The 24,326-nt window shown below is 73.6% G+C and carries 21 protein-coding genes; 12 read left to right on the top strand and 9 right to left on the bottom strand.

What is annotated here, in order from left to right; all coding sequences use genetic code 11:
• Position 1: 1 nt before the first annotated feature.
• The 3 genes from SXIM_RS26640 to SXIM_RS26630 all read left to right on the top strand — a co-directional run bounded on the left by SXIM_RS26640 (position 2) and on the right by SXIM_RS26630 (position 5,362).
• Positions 2–913: a carbohydrate ABC transporter permease gene (locus SXIM_RS26640; protein WP_046725297.1), complete on the top strand. Its 912-nt coding sequence runs from the start codon at positions 2–4 to the stop codon at positions 911–913.
• A 40-nt stretch (positions 914–953) separates the two neighbouring features.
• Positions 954–2,777, top strand: a complete 1,824-nt coding sequence (locus tag SXIM_RS26635; protein WP_046725296.1) for a glycoside hydrolase family 2 protein — start codon at positions 954–956, stop codon at positions 2,775–2,777.
• A 302-nt stretch (positions 2,778–3,079) separates the two neighbouring features.
• Positions 3,080–5,362: a glycosyl hydrolase gene (locus tag SXIM_RS26630; protein WP_046725295.1), complete on the top strand. Its 2,283-nt coding sequence runs from the start codon at positions 3,080–3,082 to the stop codon at positions 5,360–5,362.
• A 99-nt stretch (positions 5,363–5,461) separates the two neighbouring features.
• On the opposite strand, the gene SXIM_RS26625 is transcribed toward SXIM_RS26630, so the two are convergent.
• Positions 5,462–5,920 carry a hypothetical protein gene (locus SXIM_RS26625; protein WP_046725294.1) on the bottom strand — a complete coding sequence of 153 codons (459 nt, stop codon included), beginning with the start codon at positions 5,918–5,920 and terminating at the stop codon, positions 5,462–5,464.
• Between the two features lie 10 nt (positions 5,921–5,930).
• The gene (locus SXIM_RS26620; RefSeq protein ID WP_030737864.1) at positions 5,931–6,674 is read right to left on the bottom strand and encodes a nucleotidyl cyclase domain-containing protein; all 744 of its coding nucleotides are present in this window, start codon (positions 6,672–6,674) and stop codon (positions 5,931–5,933) included.
• 229 nt (positions 6,675–6,903) lie between these two features.
• Here SXIM_RS26620 and SXIM_RS26615 point away from each other — a divergent pair, with 229 nt between their 5' ends.
• The 4 genes from SXIM_RS26615 to SXIM_RS26600 all read left to right on the top strand — a co-directional run bounded on the left by SXIM_RS26615 (position 6,904) and on the right by SXIM_RS26600 (position 11,914).
• Entirely contained in the window at positions 6,904–7,638 is a 735-nt protein-coding gene (locus SXIM_RS26615; RefSeq protein ID WP_030737861.1) for a Crp/Fnr family transcriptional regulator, read from the top strand.
• 240 nt (positions 7,639–7,878) lie between these two features.
• Complete coding sequence (locus SXIM_RS27750) at positions 7,879–10,308, top strand: ATP-binding protein (RefSeq protein WP_046725293.1); 2,430 nt, start codon at positions 7,879–7,881, stop codon at positions 10,306–10,308.
• 48 nt (positions 10,309–10,356) lie between these two features.
• Positions 10,357–10,590 (top strand): hypothetical protein, encoded by a 234-nt coding sequence (locus tag SXIM_RS26605; RefSeq protein ID WP_046725292.1) that lies wholly within the window; start codon positions 10,357–10,359, stop codon positions 10,588–10,590.
• 202 nt (positions 10,591–10,792) lie between these two features.
• A complete protein-coding gene (locus tag SXIM_RS26600; RefSeq protein ID WP_046725291.1) occupies positions 10,793–11,914 on the top strand; it encodes a PP2C family protein-serine/threonine phosphatase in 1,122 nt (373 codons plus the stop codon).
• Positions 11,915–11,926: 12 nt separating this feature from the next.
• Here SXIM_RS26600 and SXIM_RS26595 read toward each other — a convergent pair whose 3' ends face one another.
• Together SXIM_RS26595 and SXIM_RS26590 are read right to left on the bottom strand one after the other, a co-directional pair.
• Positions 11,927–13,147: an MFS transporter gene (locus SXIM_RS26595; RefSeq protein ID WP_046725290.1), complete on the bottom strand. Its 1,221-nt coding sequence runs from the start codon at positions 13,145–13,147 to the stop codon at positions 11,927–11,929.
• Positions 13,148–13,244: 97 nt separating this feature from the next.
• Complete coding sequence (locus tag SXIM_RS26590; protein ID WP_030737850.1) at positions 13,245–14,084, bottom strand: aldo/keto reductase; 840 nt, start codon at positions 14,082–14,084, stop codon at positions 13,245–13,247.
• A 155-nt stretch (positions 14,085–14,239) separates the two neighbouring features.
• On the opposite strand from SXIM_RS26590, the gene SXIM_RS26585 reads away from it, so the two are divergent.
• Together SXIM_RS26585 and SXIM_RS26580 are read left to right on the top strand one after the other, a co-directional pair.
• Positions 14,240–14,530, top strand: coding sequence for an ArsR/SmtB family transcription factor (locus tag SXIM_RS26585; RefSeq protein WP_030737849.1), 291 nt, complete (start codon positions 14,240–14,242; stop codon positions 14,528–14,530).
• The gene (locus SXIM_RS26580) at positions 14,527–14,916 is read left to right on the top strand and encodes a VOC family protein (protein WP_030737845.1); all 390 of its coding nucleotides are present in this window, start codon (positions 14,527–14,529) and stop codon (positions 14,914–14,916) included. The genes SXIM_RS26585 and SXIM_RS26580 overlap by 4 nt, the downstream gene beginning before the upstream one ends.
• A 29-nt stretch (positions 14,917–14,945) precedes the next feature.
• Here the strand turns inward: SXIM_RS26580 and SXIM_RS26575 are convergent, their stop codons facing one another.
• A complete protein-coding gene (locus SXIM_RS26575) occupies positions 14,946–15,566 on the bottom strand; it encodes a bifunctional 4-hydroxy-2-oxoglutarate aldolase/2-dehydro-3-deoxy-phosphogluconate aldolase (RefSeq protein ID WP_046725289.1) in 621 nt (206 codons plus the stop codon).
• Positions 15,567–15,873: 307 nt separating this feature from the next.
• Here SXIM_RS26575 and SXIM_RS26570 point away from each other — a divergent pair, with 307 nt between their 5' ends.
• Positions 15,874–16,644: a GNAT family N-acetyltransferase gene (locus SXIM_RS26570; protein WP_046725288.1), complete on the top strand. Its 771-nt coding sequence runs from the start codon at positions 15,874–15,876 to the stop codon at positions 16,642–16,644.
• Positions 16,645–16,665: 21 nt separating this feature from the next.
• Here SXIM_RS26570 and SXIM_RS26565 read toward each other — a convergent pair whose 3' ends face one another.
• Positions 16,666–17,397, bottom strand: a complete 732-nt coding sequence (locus tag SXIM_RS26565) for a FadR/GntR family transcriptional regulator (RefSeq protein WP_030737836.1) — start codon at positions 17,395–17,397, stop codon at positions 16,666–16,668.
• A gap of 191 nt (positions 17,398–17,588) precedes the next feature.
• On the opposite strand from SXIM_RS26565, the gene SXIM_RS26560 reads away from it, so the two are divergent.
• Positions 17,589–19,937 (top strand): beta-galactosidase, encoded by a 2,349-nt coding sequence (locus tag SXIM_RS26560; RefSeq protein ID WP_030737834.1) that lies wholly within the window; start codon positions 17,589–17,591, stop codon positions 19,935–19,937.
• Between the two features lie 41 nt (positions 19,938–19,978).
• Complete coding sequence (locus SXIM_RS26555; RefSeq protein WP_030737831.1) at positions 19,979–21,241, top strand: cellulase-like family protein; 1,263 nt, start codon at positions 19,979–19,981, stop codon at positions 21,239–21,241.
• Positions 21,242–21,268: 27 nt separating this feature from the next.
• Here the strand turns inward: SXIM_RS26555 and SXIM_RS26550 are convergent, their stop codons facing one another.
• The 3 genes from SXIM_RS26550 to SXIM_RS26540 form a co-directional block, all read right to left on the bottom strand.
• The gene (locus SXIM_RS26550) at positions 21,269–22,225 is read right to left on the bottom strand and encodes a sugar kinase (RefSeq protein WP_046725287.1); all 957 of its coding nucleotides are present in this window, start codon (positions 22,223–22,225) and stop codon (positions 21,269–21,271) included.
• A 49-nt stretch (positions 22,226–22,274) separates the two neighbouring features.
• On the bottom strand, positions 22,275–23,420 hold the full coding sequence (gene dgoD, locus SXIM_RS26545; protein ID WP_030737826.1) for a galactonate dehydratase: 1,146 nt from the start codon (positions 23,418–23,420) through the stop codon (positions 22,275–22,277).
• 97 nt (positions 23,421–23,517) lie between these two features.
• Complete coding sequence (locus tag SXIM_RS26540) at positions 23,518–24,270, bottom strand: SDR family NAD(P)-dependent oxidoreductase (protein WP_030737823.1); 753 nt, start codon at positions 24,268–24,270, stop codon at positions 23,518–23,520.
• Positions 24,271–24,326 lie beyond the last annotated feature (56 nt).

Genomic DNA, 24,326 nt, shown 5'->3' with positions numbered 1-24,326 from the left:
CGTGCCCGCCACCACCACCCTTGGCACCCGGCCGCGCCCGGCGCGCCGCCGGGCGGCGGCCGAATCCGCCGGCTCCCCGCTGTTCCTGGGCCACGGCCGGCTGCCCAGGGCGCTGGCCGGCACGGCGCTCGCGGTGTTCACGCTGCTGTGGCTGACGCCCTTCGCGCTGGCGCTGGTGACCTCCCTGCAGAGCGAGCGGGACGTCGCCTCCTCCGGCCTCAACCCCCTCAAGGGCGCGCTGACCCTGGAGTCCTACCGCCAGATCATCGAACGCGGCAACATACCGGTGTGGGCCGTCAACAGCCTGCTGGTCGCCACGCTGGTCACCGTCATCACCGTGGTGATCTCCACGCTGGCCGCCTACGCGTTCTCCCGGGGCACCTTCCGCGGCCGGCGGGTGCTGCTGGGCGTCACGGTCGCGTCCATCATGGTGCCGCCGCAACTGCTCATCGTTCCGCTCTTCCAGCAGATGCTCACGTTCAACCTGGTCGACACCTACTGGGCGGTCATCCTGCCCCAGGTGGTGGCGCCGATGATGGTCTTCATCCTCAAACGGTTCTTCGACGCCGTGCCCCGGGAGCTGGAGGAGGCCGCCCGGATCGACGGCGCCTCCGAGCTGCGGGTCTTCCGCTCGGTGGTGCTGCCGCTGTCGCGCCCCATCGTGGCGGCCGTCTCCGTGTTCGTGTTCATCGGTGCCTGGAACAACTTCCTGTGGCCGTTCATCATCATCAACGACTCGTCCCTGATGACCCTTCCGGTGGGTCTGGCGACGGTGCGCGAGGCCTACGGCATCCAGTACGCCCAGTCGATGGCGTCGGCGCTGCTGGCCGCCGCTCCCCTGATCATCGTCTTCCTGTTCTTCCAGCGCCGCATCGTGAAGTCCGTGGCCACCACCGGTCTCGGCGGCACCTGAGCGCCCCGCACCCCACCCCGTTCCCCGTACAGGAGTTGTCGTGCCCACCCGCACCGCCGCACCCCGTCCCGAGTACCCGCGACCGCAGTTCGTCCGCGAGGACTGGCTGAACCTCAACGGCACCTGGCAGTTCGCCTTCGACCCCGGGGACAGCGGCCTGGAACGCGGCCTGCTGACCAGCGGCCTGGACCGGGAGATCACCGTGCCGTTCCCGCCGGAGTCCGTGCTCTCCGGCATCGGGGAGACCGACTTCCTGGAGGCCGTCTGGTACCGGCGCACCCTCACCCTGCCCGCCGGGTGGACCGGCCGGCGGGTCCTGCTGCACTTCGGTGCCGTGGACTACGACGCCACCGTGTGGGTGAACGGCACCGAGGTGGCCCGGCACCGGGGCGGGTTCACCCCCTTCACCGCCGACCTGCACGAGGTGGCCGGGCCGGGTGAGGAGATCACCGTCACGGTGCGCGCCCGCGACCCCAAGTCCGGCCCCCAGGCCCGGGGCAAGCAGGCTCTGCGCTACGCCAACCACGACTGCAACTACACCCGGGTCACGGGCATCTGGCAGACGGTGTGGGCCGAGCCGGTGCCGCACGTCCGGCTGCACCGCCCCCGGATCACCCCGGATCTGGCGGGCTCCGCCTTCCATCTGGAGCTGCCGCTGTCCGGCAACGCGCCGGGGCACCGCGTACGGGCCCGGCTGAGCGACGCGGAGGGCGAGGTCGTCACCGCCGAGGCCCGCGCCGATCTGGATCTGGCGCCCCGGCTGTATCTGCCCGTACCGCGGGACCGCCACCGGGTGTGGAGCCCGCAGGACCCCCACCTGTACGACCTGCGGCTGGAACTGCTGGACGGCGAGGGCCAGGTGGTCGACTCGGTCGGCAGCTACGCGGGGCTGCGCTCGGTGGCGATCCGGGACAAGGCGGTCCTGCTCAACGGGGAACCGGTCTTCCAGCGGCTGGTGCTGGACCAGGGCTGGTACCCGGACGGGCTGATGACGGCTCCCACCGACGCGGCGCTGGTGCGGGACATCGAACTCGCCCAGGCGGCCGGCTTCAACGGCGCCCGGCTGCACCAGAAGGTGTTCGAGGAGCGGTTCCTGCACCACGCCGACCGGCTCGGGTACCTGGTGTGGGGCGAGTTCGGCGACTGGGGCTGCGAGGTGGGCGGCAGTTCGGGTGACAACCAGCAGCCCGACGCGTCGTACACCGGGCAGTGGCTGGAGGCGGTGGAGCGCGACTACTCCCACCCCTCGATCATCGGCTGGTGCCCGCTGAACGAGACGTACCAGCGGCTGCACGACCGCACCACGCAACTGGACGCGGTGACGCGGGCGATGTTCCTGGCCACCAAGGCCCTGGACACCACCCGGCCGGTCCTGGACGCCTCCGGGTACGCCCACCGGGTCGCGGAGAGCGACATCTACGACGCGCACACCTACGAGCAGGACCCCGCCGCCTTCGGCGCGCAGGTCGCCGGACTCGACCGGGACGATCCGTATGTCAACACCGCGCCCGACGGGCGGCCGTGGTCGCTGCCGTACCGCGGACAGCCCTATTTCATCAGCGAGTTCGGCGGCATCTGGTGGCATCCGGAGACCGCGGCCCTGGCCCGGGGGGATGACCGTGAGGAGTCCTGGGGCTACGGCGACCGCCCGCGCGACGAGGAGGAGTTCCATGCCCGGTTCGCCGGATTGACGGGCGTGCTGCTGGCCGATCCGGGCATGTTCGGCTACTGCTACACCCAGCTGACCGACGTGTTCCAGGAGCAGAATGGCGTCTACCGCTTCGACCGGAGCGACAAGCTGGATGTCTCCCGGATCCGGTCGGCCCAGTTGCGGCCGGCGGCCATCGAGCGGCGCGAGGGCTGAGGCCGGTCCTCGCGGCATACCGGCCCCCGGCGACCTCCCCGCGCCGGGGGCGCGGCGTCTTAACCGCCGCTTAAGCGGAGATGAGCCGACGCTGATCTTCGGCATCGCCGCGCCGGGGCCGGATACCGCCCAGCAAGCGGTTGTCCCGCCTCTCACCTGCGGTCCATACCCAAGTCCCTTTCAGGACCGGACTTTTGCGTTCCGCAGGCTCCGTTGACAGAGCGTCCTCACCCCTCCTACCTTCGCGAACGCCGGATCGCTTTCCGGTGGTGCCCGCCTTCCCCCACACCTTGAGGTAGCAGATGAGCCAGCATCGCGTGCCCCGGCGACGACGCCGGATCGCACTGACAACCGCCGCGGCGGCGACGGCGGCGGCCGTGGTCGGCGTCGTGGTGATCCCCTCCGCGGGGGCCGCGGAGGTCCCGGTCGGCAGCGGCAGCTACTCCGACACCCGCCCGGCCGGCGCCCAGGGCCCCACCGACAACATGGGCACCCCGGTGCTGCCGCAGGTCACCGACACGGTCGCCGGGGAGCCGGTGCCCACCAACAAGTGGTGGTCCTCGCTCGTCTTCAAGCGCTACCCGGACAACCCGTACTCCCAGCCGATGTACGGTCACCCCCTCACCTACCAGGCCGTCGCCGAGGGCCTCCAGGTGGGCCACCCCACCGACCACGCCATCGTCGGCGACGGGCGGCAGTACGAGTACGTCCACACCGCCGACCTCACCCTGAGCGTCGCCGGCCTCGACTCGCCCGACGTCAAGGCGGACGGCTGGTCCGACTGGACCGTCAACCCCTACTGGGGTGACGGGGACCGCGAACTGCGCGCCACCATCGGCCACGGCCTGCCGTACGTGTACGCGGAGGCCGCCGGCGGGGACGCCGAGATCATCACCAACGGCACGCCGGAGGTCTTCTCCGACGACGGCAACATCCTCGGTGTGACCGTCGCCGGCAACCACTACGCGCTGTTCGCCCCCACCGGCAGCGACTGGAACGTCTCCGGCACCTCCGTGACGGCGGCGCTCGGCGGCCAGGACTACTACTCGGTCGCGCTGCTCCCCGAGCGGGAGGCGCTGGACACGTACGCCCAGTACGCCTTCAGCTTCGTCACCGGCTCCGAGGTGTCGTGGGACTACGACACCGAGGCGGGCGAGATCAACGCCACCTACACCCTGCGGACCGAGGCACGCGAGGGCTCGGAGACCGGCACCATCCAGGCGCTCTACCGCCACCAGTGGCTGCACACCGACGACGCGCTGCTGGCGTACGAGTACGTCTCACCGCGCGGCGCGATGAAGGTCCGCGAGGGCAACTCCTTCACCACCACGCAGTCCGTGCCCGGTGTGCTGCCCGTGCTGCCCGAGAGCGACGGTGTCGACGAGGCCCGGCTGAGCGGCTACATCGCCGACGTGCTCGGCTCGCAGGACCCCTTCGAGGGCGCCACCGACACCTACTGGACCGGCAAGCAGCTGGGCAAGCTCGCCCAGCTCACCACCATCGCCGACCAGGCAGGTGACGAGGCATCCCGCGACCGGCTGCTGACGCTGATCAAGGACCGGCTGGAGGAGTGGTTCACGGTCGGCGGAGCGGCGGAGTTCTCCTACGACTCCGACTGGTCGACCCTCACCGGCTACCCGGCGTCCTACGGCAGCGACGCCGAGCTGAACGACCACCACTTCCACTACAGCTACTTCGTGATGGCGGCCGCGATCGTCGCGCAGTTCGACCCCGCGTGGGCCGAGCAGTCGGCCTGGGGCGGCATGGTCGGCGAGCTGATCCGCGACACCGCCAACCCGGCGCGTGACGACGACCGTTACCCGTTCCTGCGGGGCTTCGACCCGTACGCGGGCCACAGCTGGGCCGCCGGCCACCAGGGCTTCGCCGCAGGCAACAACCAGGAGTCCTCCTCGGAGTCCGTCAACCTCAGCGTCGGCCTCATCATGTGGGGCTCGGCCACCGGCGACGAGGAACTGCGGGACCTGGGCGTCTACCTGCTGGCCACCGAGGCCGAGTCGATCCGGCAGTACTGGTTCGACGCCGACCAGGAGGTCTACCCCGAGGACTACGCGCACCCGATCGTCGGCATGGTCTGGGGCTCCGGCGCCGCCTACTCCACCTGGTGGACCGCCAACCCCGAGGAGATCCACGGCATCAACGTGCTGCCCGTGACCGGTGGTTCGCTGCACCTGGCCGCCAACCCGGAGGCCGTGGCCCGCAACCTGGACCACCTCGTCGAGCAGAACGGCGGGCCGTTCGAGGAGTGGCGCGACCTGCTGTGGCAGTTCCAGGCACTCGCCGACCCGGCGACCGCCAAGGCGTCCTACGACGCGGACGGTGACGCGTACGAGCCGGAGGCCGGGGCGACCCGCGCCCACACGTACCACTGGATCAACACCCTCGCCACGGTCGGTGCGCCCAACCTCGACGTGACGGCCGACAGCCCGACCGCCGCGGTGTTCGAGAAGGACGGCACGCGCACCTACACCGCGCACAACTACGCCGGCACCGAGCAGACGGTGACGTTCTCCGACGGCACCACGCTCACGGTCCCGGCCCGCTCGTCCGCCACCTCGCAGGGCTGACGGACGCCCTTCCCGCCGCCGGCCGTCCCCGCCACGGGGACGGCCGGCGCTGTGCTCGCGGCGCGCGGACCGCGGCGGAGCACGGACGGAAGCGGCCCGTCAGGTGGCCCGGGTTCCACCGCCGGCACGCCCGGGCCGATCCGGCGCGTGCGTGGCGTGGAGGTCCCCGTGCTGCACGGCGAAGACCGTGCCGGATTCGCGGGCGGTGTTGTTCTGCTCCAGGGTGAACGTTCCCCGGCCGGTGGCGAGGGCCCGGTCGATGTCGGCCGTCAGCCGCACCAGCGGTGTGCGGCAGTCCGGCTCCCGGCGCAGCAGTCCGGCGAGTTCCCGGGCCCACTCCCCGCACAGCACCCGCCGCACCTCCTCGGAGTCCGCCGCCGCCCGGACCAGTGCCGCGTTCTCCTCGAGCCGGGCCGCGAGCGCGTCGCCGCGGTCCGGCGCGCCGCGGCGGAAGAGCCCGAGGACGGTGTCCTTGGTGCTCCGCCACAGGTCGGTGGCCATCGTCGCCACCACGGCGGTGGCACCCGCCTCGGCGAGCAGCGTCAGTTCGTCGGTCACGTGGGCTCCCTCACGTCGTGCCGGTGATGTGCATGGTGCCGTTCTGGACCGCGTAGATGACGCCGTGTCCCGATGCCTCGCTGATCATCTTCGGGGCCTCGCGGCTCTCCTGGCGAGCCGTGCGGTCCGGGGCGGTGGGCCCGGCGTCCTCCTCGTCGGGCGTGGCCGGCGGGGTGACGGCGCCCAGCACGTGCAGCCAGGCGGACGCGGTGAACTCCTTCTCCCGGACGCCGACCTGCCGGAAGCTCTCCGGGTCGATGCCGGGCCGGCCCTGGCACACCACCTCCTCGTGGAAGTGCTGGGAGATGATGAGCGCCGCCGTCGCCTCCGGACGCACCGCCAGGGCGTCCCGGGCCGGGGCCGCGTCCAGCAGCCGGGCCAGGACTTCCAGCGGCCGGCCGGTCACGGTGCCGTCCGGACCGATGTGCACGTCCCCCGCGTGCAGCGCCATCCGTACCCGCACCTGCACGGGCGGCCCGGCGAGCCGGTTGTGCGCCGCGAGACGGACCGACAGTTCGTGCGCCAGCGGGTGGATCAGGCTCGCCTTGGGCGTCCCGGCCGGCATCGCGACCCGTACGCCGTCGCCGAGATCCTGGTACAGGCACGCCTCGCGGTCGATTCCACTGCGCGCGAACGCCTCGCGCAGCGCAGCCCACAGCGCGGCACGGATCCGCCGGAGCGCCACGTCTCCGCGCCCCGCCGAACGCGCGATGTCCACCGCGAGCAAGGCCCGGTATTCCGGCACGTTCTCCATACGCCCTCCTGGTCCCGCGATCCCCCGGTCGCACCGGCGGCCGGCCGCGTCGTGACGCGTCAGCCCGGGTGCGTGCTTCCACTGTGCCCCGATTGAACGGAACGCATCCCCTCGCAATACTGGTTCGGCCCGACGTCGCGGAGCCGATCCGCCCCACTCCCCCGGACAGCACCGGTGAGGGGGCACCCCCACACTCGGCGACGGGGACCCGGGCGGGAGGCGGCGGCACATGGACGGCACGACACCGGGCCCGGACGCGGCCGAACGCACGCCCGCGGGAGCGTGGACCTGGCCCCCGTCGAGTCTGCTCGGATCGCTCCCGCACTCCGAGCGGCAACGGCTCCTGGCGCTGGGCGCGGGCCGGCGCTACGAGGCCGACCGGGTGCTGATGCGGGAGGGGGAACGGACCACGTTCGTCCTCATCCTGCTGCACGGCGTGGTCAAGGCGACCGGGCTCGCGCCGGACGGGCGGGACGCCCTGCTGGCCGTGCGGATGGGCGGGGACCTGGTGGGCGAACTCGCCGCGGCGGACGGCGGCCCCCGCTCGGCCACGGTCACGACCTGCGGAGCGGTGATCGCCAGGGTCGTCAGCCGGGAGGAGTTCCTCGGCTGCACGGGCCGCAACCCCGGGATCGCCCACGCCGTCAACGCGTCCGTGGTCGCGAAACTGCGCGTCGCCAACACCCATCGTGTGGACTTCACCGGCTGCGACGCAGCCACCCGGCTGGCCCGGGTACTGCACCAGATCGTGCTGACCCACGGCGAGCGGTCCGGCGCCGGTGCGCTGATCCGCTGGCCGATCACCCAGCCGGAGCTGGCGACCCTGTCGGGGGCCGCGGAGCCCACCGTGCAGAAGGTGCTGCGCCGACTCCGCGAGGCGGGCGTGATCTCCACCGGTTACCGCAGCGTGCGGGTGGAGGACCTGGCCAGGCTGAGCAGCATCGCCTTCGACCCCCAGCCCTGATAACCCGCCCGGCACCGGGGGAACTTCGCCCACGGCCGTGGAGCAGCTGGGCGGAATCAGTCGTACGACGGTATTGCCTCTCATGGTGCTCGCTAGCGTGACAAGGGCGAGGGGGGCGGCCGGTTGGTGGACATGTGCCCAACCGGCCGCCGCGCCACAGGTAGGTGGGGGCGGTCCGCGACCGTCGTGAGGTTTCGTCGGGGTCGGTCGCGCGTTCCATCAACGGGAATGGGATGGGCCATGGCAGACAAGGACGGCGGCGGGCGGCAACCGCTCGGCCCCGAACATCGGGGGGAAGACGCCCCCGCACACGGCGACCACCGCGTCGACATCGGCGGGAACGCGTCGGGGACGGTGATCGCGGGCCACCACAACGTGGTGATCGACGCCCACGGTTCGACGGTGAACCTGCTCCAGCCGCAGGAGCGGCCCAAGCCGGTGCGCAGGGAGTCGGTGGCGCTCCTGCCCCGGCGGCAGCGGGACCCGGTGGGCCGCGAGGCGGATCTGGAGGAACTGGGGGCGACGCTGCGCCGTCACGGGCTGGTGCAGCTGTGGGGGCCTCCCGGGGTCGGCAAGAGCACCCTGCTGCGGCACGCCGCCCGCCGCCTGGACGCCGGCCCGGACGGGGTGCTGTTCCTGAACGGGGCGCACCGCGAGAGCGAGGATCTCGCGCAGGAGATCTTCGAGGCCTGCTACGAGGCTCCCGGTTACGCGCCGACGGGGCCCGAGCTGCGGCGGCTGATGGCCGGGGTCCGGGTCGCGGTGTACATCGACGACGCGGAGCTGACCCCGGAACAGCTGCGGCTGCTCACGGACGCCGCGCCGGACGCGACGTTCGTCCTCGCCTCCAGGGAACGCACCCTGCTCGGCGAGAGCGGCCAGCTGGAGCTGCGGGGGCTGTCCCGCGCGGCCGGACTCCAGCTGCTGGGCGAGGAGCTGGGGCTTCCGCTCCCCCAGCACGAACGCGCGGCGGCCCACGAGTTGTGCGGGCTGTCCCTCGGGCGGCCCCTGCTGCTGTTACGGGCGGCCGGGCTGGCCCGCACGGGGGCGGCGGGCGAGCTCAGGCTGCCGCGTGCGGCCGAGATCGAGGGCCTGCTGCCGCTGCTGTTCGAAGGGCTCGACCCGGCCGCGGTCGGGGCGCTGCGCCTGCTGGCGACGCTGGGGGACGCTGAGCTCGACCCGGTGCACGTGGGGGCGCTGTGCGGGGTGGCCGAACCGGCCGCCGTCTGCGCCCGGTTGGCCCGGCTCGGCCTCGCGGAGGCCACCGAGCGCGGGTTCCGGGGGGTCGCCGACGTGGTGCCGGAGATACGGCGCTGGGCTCCGGCCGCCTTCCCCGCGCTGTTCCCGGCCGACCGGCTGTGCGACCACTTCGCCCGCTGGGCGGCGCTGCCGACCACCACCGCGTCCCAGGTCGCCGACCACGGGCGCGCGCTGGAGGTGGTGGCCGAGCTGGCGGAGGAGCAGGGCCGTCCCGACCTCGCCGTGCGCCTCGCCCGCGCCGTGTCGCCCTCCCTGGCCCAGTCCCTGAGGTTCGGTGTGTGGGGGCGGCTGCTCGACCGGGGGGAGAGCGCCGCGCAGCAGGCGGGGGACGCGACGGCCAGGGCCTACTTCACCCATGAGAAGGCGATCCGGTGCCTGATGACCGGCCGACGGGTGGTGGCAGCGGTGCTGCTGGCCGAGGCCGTGGTGCTGTGGCGGCAACTGGGTGACACCGAGGGGGTCGACGCCGCGCTCAACGCCCAGCAGTACACCCCTGCGCCGTCCGTGCCGACGCCGGGGGCGACAGCGCCGGGAGGCGGCGGGGAGACGCCGCCCGGCAACGACCCGGACCCGGGCGGGGCGGCGGGGGGCGATCCGGGCGTGACGGCCGGGACGGACGTGGGAACGGCCGCAGGACCGGACCCGGGGGCGGCTGGTCCCGGGACGGGTACGGCTCCCGGATCCGGTCCGGGAGCGGCAGCCGAGCCCGCGGGGCACAGCCCGTCCGGCGGTGATGCCGGCCCGGTGCCGGCGGGGGACGGCGGCGGGCAGCCCTGGGGGGACCCGGGCACCTCGCCCGTGGGAGACGCCGGCGCTGCTCACGGAGCCGGCACGGGGACGGGAGCCGTTCCGAACGCGCCGGTGGACCCCGCGACGGCCTTCGCCGCCCACTCCTCCGGGGCCGCGGCCGGCGGTGCCGCGGCCGGCGGTGCCGCGGCGGGGGCCGGCGCTGTGCTGCCGGGTGCCCTGTGGGCGAGCCTGCTGCCGACCGTCATCGGTGTTGTCGTCGCTGTCGCCCTGGGCGTGGGCATCTATCAGGTGGCGGCCTCGGACGACCGGAGCGCCACGGAGTCGGCCTCGGGTCCCCAGGACGAACTGGCGGGGGTCTGGCGTGACGAGGCGGGGAACGTCTTCCGGATCACCGGGACGGGCGACGGCGCGTACGAGGTCGATGTACAGGCGACCTGCGGGGAGAGCACCACCGTGGAGATCACCGGAGGCTCCGGCAGCTACCGCGCCACGATGCCGGTGTGGGACGAGACCGCCTGCGGAACCGCGGTCGGCGAGGCGGATCTGGCAATCGAGGTCGCCTCCGACCGTTCCAGCGCCGCCGTCCAGGTCACCGAGCGATCGGACGGCAGCTGGGAGTGCTACACCTGCGGCCCGCAGAACTGGACCCGTCTTTCCTGAGGTCCTGACATCCGAGGGGCCCTCGGCCCCACCGAAGGAGGAATCAGCATGGCCGACTCCACGGGCGACCACTTCTCGGTCAGCGTCGGCGGTGACGCCTCGGGTCCCGTCGTGGCCGGGCACGACAACACGGTCGAGGTCCGGCGGGCGGCCGACCCGGAGGCCGGGACGGGGCCGGCCCAGACGACCACGGTCCGCGACCACGGCACCGCCTACACCGTGATGAAGGGCGAACTGCACATCCATCAGGACACCGCCGCCCGGCCACCGGAGGCGGACTGACGCCGCACGGAGTGAGCGGGAGCATCCGCGCCGGGGTCCGGCACAGCCGCCCCCGGTGCGGAGGCCCGTTCCGCGTGGACGGGCCCCGGCAGGGGGGCGAGCCCGGTCCGGCCGCCGTTCCCCCGGAGTGACCACCCGAAGGGCGGATGAGCGGGTCTCCCTCGTACGGTACACAGAGACCGCCGTCCGCCCGGGAGCCTCCATGACCCGCATCCGCCAAAGGACGTCTCCCGACGCCCTCCAGGCCATCGATCCGCCGCCCACCACGGAGCTGGTCGCCGGCGTGCTGCTGGTGACGGTGCTGGTCGAAGTCCTCGGGGTGCTGTCCGGTTCCACGGTCTGGCTGCTGGGGCTGCTGATCTTCCTGCCGGGCACGGCGTCGGCGCTGTGCACCGTGGCCCAGACACGGTTCGTGGCCGCCTGGACCACCGTCGTCGTCCTGCTCACCCTGCTGGTGCGCGACCGGGAGAGCGGCCACTGGCTGGACCGGGTGCTGCTGGTGCTGCTCACCCTCGCCCTGGGGTCGCTCTCCGTCTACGCCTGCCACCGGCGCATCAAGCGCGAGCACGAGATGCTGCGGCTGCGCTCCACCGCCGCCGCGATGCAGCGGCACATCCTGCGCCCGCTGCCCCTGCTCACCGACCACGTGCTGGTCAGCGGCGTCTACGAGCCCGTTCAGGAGGAGCGGCTGGTGGGCGGGGACATCTACGACGTCGTCGCCTCGCCGTGGGGCACCCGCATCCTGATCGGCGACGTGCAGGGCAAGGGGCTGGCCGCGGTGGGCGCCGCGTTCGCCGTCATCGGTGCCTTCCGCGAGGCCGCCCACCGCGAGCCGACCCTCACGGCGCTCGTGGACGCCCTGGACGCCTCGGTCGTGCGCCACAACTCGTACGCCGAGCAGTTGGGCGACGACGAACGCTTCGTCACCGCGCTCGTCGTCAGCGTGGACGCCGGCACCGAGACACAGTTCGTCAACTGCGGTCACATCCCGCCCCGGCTGGTGCACGACGGTGCCGTCACCGCCCCGGCCCTCGATTCCGGCGTCCCACTGGGCCTCGCCGCGCTGGCGGCCGAGCCGGCGACGGTGGGCTGGTTCGACTTCCCCACCGGTTCGACCCTGCTGCTGACCACCGACGGGCTCACCGAGACCCGTGCCGGCGACGGGACGTTCTACCCGGTCGACGAGCGGCTGCGGAACCTCGCCGGCCGCTCCCGCAGCGAGCTGCCGAAGGCGCTGTACGACGACGCCCGGTCCTTCGCGGGCAGGGCCGAGCAGCAGGACGATGTCGCCGTCCTGAGTGTCCGCCGTTCCCCGCACCGCTGAACGCGCCGCCGGTCAGGGGCGGCCCGGCGATCCCGGGCCGGCGGCCGGGGATCTCAGCAGGTGGAGGCCGATGGCCACGGCCAGCAGCGTCACGCAGCCGGTGAAGACGAGTCCGGCGTCGCGCAGTCCGATGACGAGGGTGAGGGCGCCCACGCCCAGCACGGGCAGGGAGATCCCGAGGTAGGCGACCACGAAGAACGCGGAGGTGGTCTCGCCCCGGCGTTCCCGGGGGGCGCGCGTGGTCACCGCGGTCACCCCGGCGCGGAAGGCGAGCCCCTGTCCCGTGCCGCCCACGATCGCGCCGGCCAGGAGCAGCGCCAGTTCACCCGTGAGCAGCGAGGCGCCGATCAGCAGCATGCCGGCCACCAGGAGGAAACAGCCGGCGGGCAGCGCCCGGGTGCCGGGCAGCCGGCCCGCCGTCAGCTGGCCGGCGGTGGAGGAGGCGAACGCGGAGAAGACCACGGCGCCGGAGACGGCCAGGTTGTGCACCCCGAGGTGGGTGGCCATGAAGGTGGGCGCGACCGAGGTGAACAGGCCGAACATGGCGAAGCCCGCGAATCCGGCCAGGGCCGCCGGGACGAACGCCGTGCGGACCTGGTGCGGCACCCCGGGCGGGCGGATTCGCAGCGGGGGCGGCGGGCGGTCCGGGCGGGCGGTCTCGGGCAGCGCCGCGGTGAGGGCGCAGGCCACCACGAGAAGTCCCAGATGGGCGAGGTAGGGCAGCCGCAGGGGCGCCGGGGCGTACTCGGCGAGTACCCCGGCCAGCAGGGGTCCGCACCCGAGGCCGCCCATGTTGGCGGCGGTGGCGGCGAACGCGGCGCGTTCGCGGCCGCCGGGCGGGGCCAGTTCCATGACGGTGACGGTGGCGGTGCCCGTGAGCAGGCCGGCGGAGAAGCCGGACAGGAGGCGGCCGGCCAGCAGCCAGGGCAGTCCGCCCTCGGCGAGGAAGCAGCCGGCGGCCGCCATGGACAGGAGCAGCGCGATGAGCAGGACCGGGCGCCGTCCGCGCAGGTCGGACAGGTCTCCGGCGAGCACGAGCACGGCGATGACGCCGACCGCGTAGGTCGCGAAGATGACCGTCACGAGAAAGGAGGAGAAGCCGATCTGGCGCTGGTAGAGGCCGTACAGGGGGGTCGGCAGGGTGGTACCGGCCATGCCGACGGCGAAGGTGTACGCGGCGGCGATGTAGTGCCATGGCCGGAGGTGCCGGGAACCGGCCGTACCCGGAATCATGTGGTGATCGTACGGATGACGGGCAGGTGCTGATGGCTCCTCAGCACCCGCCCGCGTGTCCCACGACCTGCGGCCGGGGGACGTTGCCCGCGCCCGGTCAGCCCACGTAGTCGAAGGTGTTGGGGTCCGGGCCGCCGCGTCCGGCCGGGCCGCGGTCCAGGCCGTTGATGGCCCGGACGTCCTCCGGGGAGAGCTCGAAGTCGAAGATGCGGGCGTTCTCCTCCATGCGCGCGCGGTTCATGGACTTCGGGAAGACGATGTCCCCGCGCTGGATGTGCCAGCGCAGGATCACCTGGGCGGGGGTACGGCCGGTGCGCTCCGCGATGGAGGCGACGGCCTCGTCGCCCAGGACGGCGCCCTGGCCGAGCGGCCCCCACGCCTCGACGGCGATGCCGTGCCGCAGGGACGCCTCGCGGGCCCGCTCGTTGGGGAAGTACGGGTGGACCTCGATCTGGTTGACGGCGGGGACGATCCCGGTCTCGCCGATGATCCGCTCCAGGTGGTCCGGCTCGAAGTTGGAGACACCGGCCGACCGCAGCGTGCCCTCGCCGATGAGGTCGGCGACGGCCTTCCAGGTGGAGACGTAGTCGCCGTCGTACCGGGTGGGCAGCGGCCAGTGGATCAGGAACAGGTCGAGCCGCTCCAGACCGAGCCTGGTGAGGGATTCCTCGAAGGTGCGCCGTACGTCGTCCGGGCGGTGGTTGCCGTTGTCGAGCTTGCTGGTGAGGTACAGCTCCTGGCGCGGCAGGCCACTGTCGGCGACGGCTTGGCCGACCTCCGCCTCGTTGCCGTACATCTGGGCGGTGTCGATGTGCCGGTAGCCCGCCTCCAGAGCCGATCCGACCGTGGCCGCGGTGTCCTGCGGCGGCACCAGGTAGGTACCGAAGCCGAGCTGCGGGATGGACGTGCCGTCGTTCAGGTCGATCGTCGCTGTCATACCTGAGACGGTAGGCCGCCGCCCGGGCGGGCCGGGGCACCGGCGGCACCGCCGGTGCCCGTGTCCCGGGATGCCGCCCGAAGAGAGGTACGGGTCGCCGTCGGGCCGGTCGGCCCGCCTTGATAGGCAAGTCTCCGCTTGCCTATGGTGGGTGCGTGACGGACGACGTTTTCAGGGCCCTGGCCGATCCCACCCGGCGGCGCATACTCGATGAGCTGGCGGAACGCGACGGTCAGACCCTGTTCGAGATCTGTGCACGACTGGTGACCAAGCACGGTCTGGGGCTGACCCGGCAGGCCATAAGCCAGCACCTGGGCGTGCTGGAATCCGCCGGCCTGATCAGGACCCGGCGCGAGGGCCGCTACAAGTTCCACGATCTCCACACCCAGCCACTCGAGCACATCGTCACGCGGTGGCTCAGGCATCCCCCGGAGGACACCCCATGAGGATCCATCTGACCCAGGTCTTCGTCGACGACCAGGCGAAGGCCCTGCGCTTCTACACCGAGGTGCTCGGCTTCCTGACGAAGGAGGACGAGCCGATCGGCGCGGCCCGGTGGCTGACCGTGGTCTCGCCCGAGGACCCGGACGGCCCGGAGCTGCTGCTGGAACCCAGCGGTCATCCGGCGGTCGGGCCGTACAAGGAGGCTCTGGTCCAGGACGGTATCCCAGCGGCCTCCTTCGCCGTCCAGGACGTGGGGGCCGAGTACGAGCGCCTGCGCGCGCTGGGCGTGCGGTTCACCCAGGATCCGCTGGAGATGGGGCCGGTCACCACCGCCGTACTGGACGACACCTGCGGCAACCTGATCCAGATCGTCCACCGGAGGGCGTGACCGGCCCGGTGCGGGGGTCGTGGCCGCGTTCAGGTGCGGGCGTTCAGTGCCTCGCGCAGCCGCCTCAGGGCGCCGGGGTCGGAGAGGGCGGAGCCGATGGCGACGGCGGCGCAGCCCGCGGCGAGGAAGTCGGCGGCGTTGCCGGGTCCCACTCCCCCGGTGGCGACGAACCGGACGTCGGGGAACGGCGCGAGGTGGGCGGTGATCCAGCCGGGGCCCAGCTGCTGCGCGGGGAACGCCTTGATCCAGGTGTACCCCGCGGCCAGGGCGCCCGCGATGTCGGTGGCGGTGGCGGCGCCCGGCAGATGGGGCAGCCCGGCCCCCTGGGACGCCTCGACCACCGACGGGTGCAGTCCCGGTGCCACGGTGAAGGAGGCTCCCAGGTCCCGGGCGGCACGCAGCCGCTCCACGGTGGTGACGGTGCCGGCTCCGACGTGCTTGCCGTGCGCGCCGGCCGCCTTGACGGCGGCTTCCAGGGAGGGCAGCGCGTCCTCGGACTGCACGGGTATCTCGACCAGTTCGACGCCGGCCTCCCAGGCGCGCAGGCACAGGTCGACGGTGGTGCGGGGGTCCTGGCCGCGGAAGATGCCCAGGACGGGGCCGGTGGACAGGTGGCGGGCGAAGAAGGCCGCGCTGGGGTCAGAGGTCATGCGGGGTTCCTTTCCGGCCCGGTGCGGTGCTGAGGTGCCGGGCCGCGGTGCGGAGTGCGTCGAAGGGGCTCGGGTTCGGCGGGTGGGACGACGGCGGAGGGGGGCGGTGGGCGACACCGTTCGCGGCACGGCACGGCCAGGGCGCGGGAGCGCGCGGGCGCGGACCCGCGCCGGTCAACTCCCCGCGGGGAACGGCCCCGCGTGACACCATCGGTGGGTCAGGGCCACGCACCGCCGCGGCCGCGTGGATGTCGGAACCTACCGCTGTGGGGTGACGGTGACCGCTCCTCCGGAAGCGATCGAATCGATGGAACAGCTCGCCGTGGTCTGGCGGGCCATGGCGCTGGACCGGGACCCGGACGCCGATGTGCGGGACCTGCCCGGCCTGGCCGTGCGCTGGGCCGACAGCCGGTTCGCGTTCTGGAACTGCGTCACCCTCACCGAGGCGGACGCCGGCGCCGAACTGCTCGCCCGGCGGCTGGCACAGGCCGCGGACATCATGCGCGCCAAGCGGCGGCCCGGATTCCTGTGGCTGTTCGAGGACCTGCTGGCCGAGGAGGCGCGCGGCACGCTGGCCGCGGCGGCCGAGCGTGCCGGTCTGCGGTACGCCTTCCCGGGGACGGCGATGGCCGGGGATCTGCTGCCGATCCCCGAGCCCTCCCACCCCGATCTGACGTTCGCCCGGGTGACCACCGCCGCGCAGCTGGAGTCCTACGCGGACCTCAACTCCCGTGGGTACGGCTTCCCGCTGGAGGACGGCCGGGACGGCCTGGCCGGCTCCGCGCTGTGGACGAGCGGGGTGCACGCGTATCTGGCGCTGCGCGGTGACGTCCCGGTGGCGTGCGCGGCCACCGTCGAGGCGGCGGGCCGGCTGTTCGTCCTGCTGGTGGCCACGGATCCGCGGTGGCAGCGCCGGGGGTACGGCGAGGCGGTGACCCGCAAGGCGCTGTACGAAGGGGCGCGGGCCACCGGGCTCACCCGCGCCACGCTGCACGCGACGGCCGCCGGCACGCCGGTGTACCCGCGCATCGGCTTCGTCCCGCACTCGCCGATGGGCTTCTACGGTCTGCGGGAGTGACCCCGCGCCCCCGGGCGTGGCTCAGCCCCCGGTCCGGGTACGGGCACGGGCGCGCGTCCGGCTGCGGGCGAGGTGGTCGCTGTCCTGGGCGGCCTTGGCGAGCAGGTCCAGCATGGCGGCCTCGGCGCGGGCGGGATCGCCCTCGCGTACGGCGTCGAGCACCGCGCGGTGGCTGGGGACGGGGTCATCGACGTCGGCGTGCGCGTGGACCATGCGGTCGCGTTCGCGCAGCCCCGGCTCCAGCAGCATGTCCATCCGCCGCAGCAGTTCGTTGCCGGTGGCGGCGAGCAGCGCCCGGTGGAACGCCGTGTCCGCCTCGGCGGCGGCGGAGTCCTGCCGCGCCTCCCCCATGGCCTCCAGTGCGCTCTCCAGCGCGGCCAGATCGGCGTCCGTGCGGTGCAGGGCGGCCCGGTGCGCCGCCGCCGGTTCGACGATGGCGCGCACATCGGCGAGGTCGCGCAGCAGTTGGGTGCCGTCGCCCGTCTCCATGCGCCAGCCGATCACATCCGCGTCGAGCAGGTTCCAGTGCGTCCGTTCCCTGACGTAGGTGCCGCGCTTCTGCCGCGCGTCGGTCAGTCCCTTGCCCGCCAGGACCTTGAGCGCCTCGCGCATGACGGTCAGGCTCACGTCGAGTTCGGCGCCCAGGGCGCCGATGTCCAGGGTCTCGCCCTCGGCGATCTCACCGCCGATGATGCGGGCGCCCAGGGTGTGCACGACCTGTCCGTGCACACCGCGGCCGGAGTAGGACGCCATGCGGTTCTCCTCGGGTGGCCGGGTCCGCCGGGGGAACCGGACGGCCCCGCCGACGTGTTGGGGCGGGCCTCTCCCGCCGCGGGGCGGCCGAGTCTACCGTGAGCATTATTTATGAATACATCTTGACAGAGATCCGGGCCGCCCGGACGATGAACCGACCCTCTCCCGCCGCGCCAACGGAGCCGCCCGTCATGCTGACGCTGCACACCCAGGACCTCCCCGCCCCGCCGGCCGGCCATCTGCCGATGGGCAGCCGCGCGGGCACGCGCGCGCCGCTGACCGCCGACGGCCGCAAGCTGCTGCGCGGTGCCGAGCCCTGGCTGCCGGTCATGGGAGAGTTCCACTTCAGCCGCTATCCGGCCGCCGACTGGCGCGAGGAACTGCTGAAGATCCGGGCCGGCGGGATCGACGTCGTCGCCACCTACCTCTTCTGGAACCAGCACGAGGAGCGGCGCGGCGCCCTGCGCTTCGACGGCGACCTGGACCTGCGGCGCTTCCTGAACGAGTGCGCCCGCCTGGGGCTGCACGCGGTGGTCCGCGTCGGCCCCTGGTCGCACGGCGAATGCCGCAACGGCGGCTTCCCCGACTGGCTGGCCGACACCCCGTGCGTCCCCCGCACCGACGACCCGCGCTATCTGACGCTCGTGGAGCGGTACTACCGGCGCATCGCACACGAGCTGCGCGGCCTGTCGTACGACGACGGCGGGCCGGTGGTGGCCATCCAGGTGGAGAACGAGCTGTACGACCAGCCGGGGCACCTGCGGACGCTGCGCGCCCTGGCCGAGCGGGTGGGCATCCACGCCCCGCTGTGGACGGCGACCGCCTGGGGCGCCGCCGACCTTCCGGCCGATGTGCTGCTGCCGCTGTACGGCGGCTACCCCGAGGCGTTCTGGGAGGACGCGCACGAGGGCTGGGCCCGCGACATGCGGCGGCACTACTTCTTCAGCGCCATCCGTGACGACCACGCCATCGGTGCCGACCTGCGCTCGTGCGCCCCGGCCGGCACCGGGCCCGATGACCGCCGCTATCCGTACGCGACCTGTGAGCTGGGCGGCGGCATGGCGATCGCCTACCACCGGCGCCCCCTGGTGCCCGCCGCCGACGTCTCCGCACTCGCCCTGACCAAGCTCGGCAGCGGCTCGGTGTGGCAGGGCTACTACCTCTACCACGGCTGCTCCCAGCGGCTGGGCCAGGCACTGCCCAACCAGGAGTCGCAGGACACCGGCTACCCCAACGACCTGCCGGCCGTGAACTACGACTTCCAGGCGCCGCTCGGGGAGTACGGGCAGGTCCGGCCGTCGTTCGCCGCGCTGCGGCTGCAGCATCTGCTGATCCGGGACAGCGGCGCCGCGCTGGCGGACATGCCGCTGCACCTGCCCGACGAAGGGCCCGACGGGCTGGATGACCGCGCCTCGCTGCGCTGGGCGGTGCGCGCGGCGGGCGGCAGCGGCTTTCTGTTCGTCAACAACCACCAGCCGCACGAGACGCTGCCCGACCGGACCGGGGTGCGGTTCCGGGTGCACCTCGACGGGCAGCCGCACAGCGTGCCCGACCGGGAGGTGACCGTCCCCTCCGGAGCGCACTTCGCGTGGCCGCTGGGGTACGAGGCGGGGGGCGGCCTGCGCGTCACGTGGGCCACCGCCCAGCCGGTGGCCCGGCTGGACCTCGACGGCACACCCGTCGCGGTCTTCGCGGCCACCGCCGGCATCACCGCGCGGTTCGCGCTGCCCGACGGCTGCGAGGTGTCGGGCCCGGTGACCGTGGAACGCACCCCCGACGGCACGGTGGTGAGCGTGCCCGAGCCCGGGACGCGGGCCGCGGTGACGGTGACCGGGTCGCACGGCCGGGTACGACTGCTGGTGCTCTCCGGCGAACAGGCCCTGCTGGCCCAGCGGGTGAGCATCGGCGGCACCGACCGGCTGGTGCTGTGCGAGGAGCCGGTACTGGCCGACGGGCCGGAACTGCGCCTGCACACCAGCCGCTCCGAGGTCACCGTGCGGGTGCTGACGGCCGGCGGGTTCACCCGGCGGACGCTCACCCCCGGCGAGGGCGCTCCGCCCGCGCGCCCGCTCCCGGTGGAAACCGTACGGTCCAAGGCCCTCGCCCCGCCCGCCCGCACCGGCGGGCCCCACGGCCGGGCCTCCGCGCCGCGCGACGAGGACTTCGAGGAGGCGTCCGTGCACCGGATCGAGATCCCGGCCGACGCCCTCGACGGCGAGGGCGAGGTACTGCTGCGGCTGGCGTACACCGGTGACGCGGCGCGCGCCTACGTCGGCGGCCGGCTGGTGGCGGACCACTTCTGGTACGGACCCGCCTGGGAGCTGGGACTGCGCCGGTTCGCCGACGCGGTCACCGAGCACGGGATCGAGATCCGCGTCCTGCCGCTCGCCCCCGACAGCGCGGTGTACGTCGATCCCTCCGCGCGCGCCGGTCTGGCCGCCGCCCGCACCCGCGCCACCGTGGAGAGCGCCGAACTCGTCCCCGTCCACCGCCTCACGCTGCCGGCCGACCTCACGGCGCACGGCACGGCTGCCGACTGAGCCCCGCACCACCGCACCCGCGCCACGAAAGGACCCCTGCCATGCCCCTCCCCCGGCCGCCGCATCTCCCCGAGACGCTGACGATCAGTCTGTGGGACTTCAGCTGGTACACCCGCACCGGTCCCGGCGAGCCCTTCGCCGATCTGGACCGCGCCTTCGCCGAGGCCGTCGAGCGCGGCTACAACACCGTCCGGATCTGCGCCATGCCGTATCTGCTGTTCGGCTCGGGGCTCGACACCAGCCGGCTGCGCCTGGGCCCCCTGGGCGGGGAGTACGGCCAGCGGGTGCGCTGGTACGACGTACGCGCCGAGACCGAGATCGACGGCCGCGCGCAGCTGCTGGAACTGTTCCGGGCGGCCCGACGGCACGACTGCTTCGTCATCCTCTCCTCCTGGGAGTACCAGCAGTCGGCCTCCTTCGCGGCCGACCGCGCCTGGTACGACGCCCTGATGGCCGTCGACCCCGAGGAGCGCCCCGCCGCACTGGCCGACGCGCTGGCCGACCTGCTGTCCTTCCTCGCCGCGCACGACGGCCTGGACGACCGCGTCGCGTTCACCGAACTCCACAACGAGGTGCAGGCCGGCTTCCTCACCGAGGGCCTGGAAGGGGACCATGTCGTCGCGCTGCGCCCGCGCCTGGAACGCGGGCTGGAGCGCTTCCGCACCCGGCACCCGGACCGGATGGTGACCGTCAACTACGCGCAGGTCCCGGTCGGATCGCTGCGCGGGGTGCCCCGGGACATCGATGTCGCCGTCTTCCACCCCTATGTGTACGGCGTGCTGGACGAACTGCTGGACACCTTCGCCCTGCGCGACGCCTCCCGGGACTTCCCGCAGGAGCGGGCGCGGCGCGAACTGCTGCGTCCCGGCGCGCCCGACCTGGCCGACTGGGCACCGCCTGCGCAGGAGCGCTGGCGGCTGGAGGCCACCGTGGTGGGCCTGCGTGAGGTGTACGTCCACGACTGGTGCGACCCGGTGCGCTTCGACGCCTGGCTGTACGACCGGTACGCCGTCCACCGCCTCGCGATGGAACAGCGGCTGACGACCTGGATCGCCGCCGCCGCGGACTGGGCCGCCGACACCGGGGTGCCCTTCGTCTTCGGCGAGGGCTGGGTCGGCTACACCCCGCGGCTGGGCACCTTCGAGGAGGGCCCGGTGGGGGCGGCGCTGTGCCGGCTGGCGGTGGCCGAGTCGGCCGCGGCCGGCGCCTGGGGCGCGGTGGTGTGCTCCAACGCGGCCCCGCAGCACACGATGTGGGAGGACGTCACGCTCCAGCGGGAGTGCAACGCACTGCTGCGCGGCTGAACCGGCGCGGCGGCGCCGTCCGCCGGATCAGCGGATGGCGCTGCCGGGCGGGGCCTGCAGGAGGGCGAGTTCGTCGCGGTGCGGCAGCCCTTCCCAGTCGCCGTGCGCGGCGACGGTGAACGCGGCGACGGTGCCCGCCCGGCCCAGCCGCTCCGCTGTTTCCAGACCGTCCAGCAGGCCCGACAGATATCCGGCGCAGAAGGCGTCGCCCGCGCCGACGGTGTCGACGGCGGTGACCCGGTGGGCGGGCTGGTGGAGATGGCGGCCGTCCGCGCCGTACAGGTCGGCGCCCTCGCCGCCGCGTTTGACGATCACCTCGCGGGCCCCGGCGGCCAGCAGTTCGTTCACGTCTCCGCAGATCAGGGGCAGTTCGTCGTCGGAGGCGATGAGGATGTCGACCCGGTCCCGCAGCCGCCGCAGCGTGTCGGTGGCCTGCTCCGTACTCCACAGCCGGGTGCGGTGGTTGATGTCGAGGACCACGGTCCAGCCGTGCTCGCGGGCGTGGTCGGCGGCGGCGGTCACGGTGGCGAGGGGCCCGGGGCCCAGCGCGCAGGTGATGCCGGTGAGGTGCAGCACGCGGGCGCCCGCCGCCAGCGCCGCAGCCAGGTGTGCGGGCCGCTGCCCGGAGGCGGCCGATCCGGCCCGCCAGTAGTGCACCCGGTTGACGCCGCCCACCAGGCGTTCGCGCAGCAGCGCGCCGGTGGGCGCCTGCGGGTCGGTGGTGACGTGGCGTACGTCGACGCCCTCGCCGCGCAGGGTCCGCAGGATGAGCCGGGCCGGCTCGTCCGCGCCCAGCCGTCCGGCCCACGCGACCCGGTGGCCCAGGCGGGCCAGGCCGATGGCGACGTTGGACTCGGCGCCGGCCACGGCGGTGCGGGCCGGGGCTCCGCCGGTGAGCGGGGCGTCGGTCTGCCAGGACAGCATGGTCTCGCCGAAGGTGAGGACATCGGCGGGTGCGGTCGCGGGGTCCGGGAAGGGTGTCATACGGGGGGCTCCGGTGGGTCGGCGGGCGGGAGCGTGGGCCGGGGCGGGGTCACCATTCGGCGAAGGAGCCGTCCTGGTGCCGCCAGATCGGCCCGCGCCAGTCGGGGGCGCTGTTGTCGGCCGCGCGTACCGCCCGTTCGTCGACCTCGATGCCGAGTCCGGGCGCGGTGGGGCGCAGGAAGCTGCCGTCGTGGAAACGGAACACCTCGGGGTCGGCGAGGTAGTCCAGGACCTCGGCGCCCTGGTTGTAGTGGATGCCGATGCTCTGTTCCTGGATGAGGAAGTTGGGGGTGCTGAAGGCGATCTGGAGGCTGGCGGCGAGGGAGACCGGGCCCAGGGGGCAGTGCGGCGCGAGCGGGACGTCGAAGGTCTCGGCGAGCGCGCCGATGCGGCGGACCTCGGAGATGCCTCCGGCGTGCGAGAGGTCCGGCTGGAGGACGGCCACCCCGGCGCGCAGGGCGGGCAGGACATCGGTGCGCGAGTACAGCCGTTCCCCGGTGGCGATCGGCACCGGGGAGCCGGCCACCAGGTCTCCCAGCAGATGGGTGTACTCGGGCAGGACCGGCTCCTCGGCGAAGAGCGGGTTGAAGGGGGCCAGGTGCGGCAGGACCTTGCGGGCGTTGCCGGCGGTGAAGCGGCCGTGGAAGTCGACGGCGAAGTCCCGGTCGGGGCCGAGCACCTCGCGCGCGGCGGCGGCGCGCCCGATCACGTCGTCGATGTCCCGGGTGGTGGCCAGCCGGTTCATCCGGCCGCAGGCGTTCATCTTGACGGCGGAGAAGCCGGCCTCGACCAGGGCGGAGACCGCGTCGGAGATCTCGGCGGGCTCGTCGCCGCCCACCCAGCTGTAGGTGCGGACCCGGTCGCGCACCGGGCCGCCGAGCAGCACGTGGACGGGCGCGCCGAACGACTTGCCCGCGATGTCCCACAGCGCCTGGTCGAGCCCGGCGACGGCGCTGGAGAGCACGGGGCCACCCCGGTAGAAGGAGCCCTTGGTCATCACCTGCCAGTGGTCCTCGATGCGCAGCGGGTCCTTGCCGAGCAGGAGTTCGGCCAGCTCGTGGACGGCGGTGCGGACGGTGGCGGCGCGGCCCTCGACGACGGGTTCGCCCCAGCCGACGATGCCGTCGTCGGTCTCGACCCGGCACAGCAGCCAGCGGGGCGGAACGGCGAAGGTTTCGATGCGGGTGATCTTCACGGGCGCTCCTGCGCGGGAGGGTGACGGGGTGACGGGCGGGTCTGGGGTGGGGTGCCGGCGGGGGTCGCCGATCGGGACCGCGGGCCGGGGGCCCGGGTCAGGAGGAGGTCTTCAGCACGCTCCATCCCCCGTCGACGACGAGGGACGTCCCGGTGACGAAGGAGGCGTCCGGGCCGGTCAGGAAGGCGATGGCGCCCGCCACCTCCTCGGGCCGGCCCAGCCGGCCCAGCGCGGTCTGTCCGGCGCTGGCCCGCCGGTCCTCTTCGCCGATGTCGTCCCAGGCCCGGGTGAGGATCGGGCCGGGGAGCACGGCGTTCACCCGTACCTCGGTGCCGTACTCGACCGCCAACTGCCGCATGAGGCCGGTCAGCGCGGCCTTGGAGGCGGCGTAGGCGGGCCGGCCCGGCATGCCGACCAGCGCGTGCACGGAGGAGACGAACACGGCGCTGCCGCCGGTGGCACGCAGGTCGGACAGGCAGGCCCGGAAGCCGAGGAAGGATCCGGTGAGGTTGACGGACAGTTGCTGCTCCCAGCCGGCCCGGTCCAGGGCGTCGGCGGCGGCGATGCGCACGGTGTAGGCGTTGCTGACGAGGGCGGAGACGGGGCCGAAGTGCTCGTGCGCGGTGTGCAGGACGCCGTCCCAGTGCGCTTCGTCGGAGACGTCGCCGTGCCGGTAGACGGCGTGGCCGCCGGCGGCCCGGATGGCGGCGGCGGTGTCCTCTCCCGCGGCGTCCGCCACGTCGACCAGGACGACTCCGGCGCCGTCGGCGGCCAGCCGGTGGGCGGTGGCGGCGCCGATGCCGGAGGCGGCTCCGGTGACGACGGCGCAGTGGCCGGTGAAGGGGTTCACGCGCGGCTCCCGGGCGGCTGTGCGGCGGCAAGAGGGGGTGGCGCCGGCCGTTCGGC

It is taken from the genome of Streptomyces xiamenensis (genome assembly GCF_000993785.3).
Taxonomy (GTDB): domain Bacteria; phylum Actinomycetota; class Actinomycetes; order Streptomycetales; family Streptomycetaceae; genus Streptomyces; species Streptomyces xiamenensis.
Note: the sequence above shows the minus strand (reverse complement) of the source record. Positions and strands in the feature narration are given on the sequence as shown.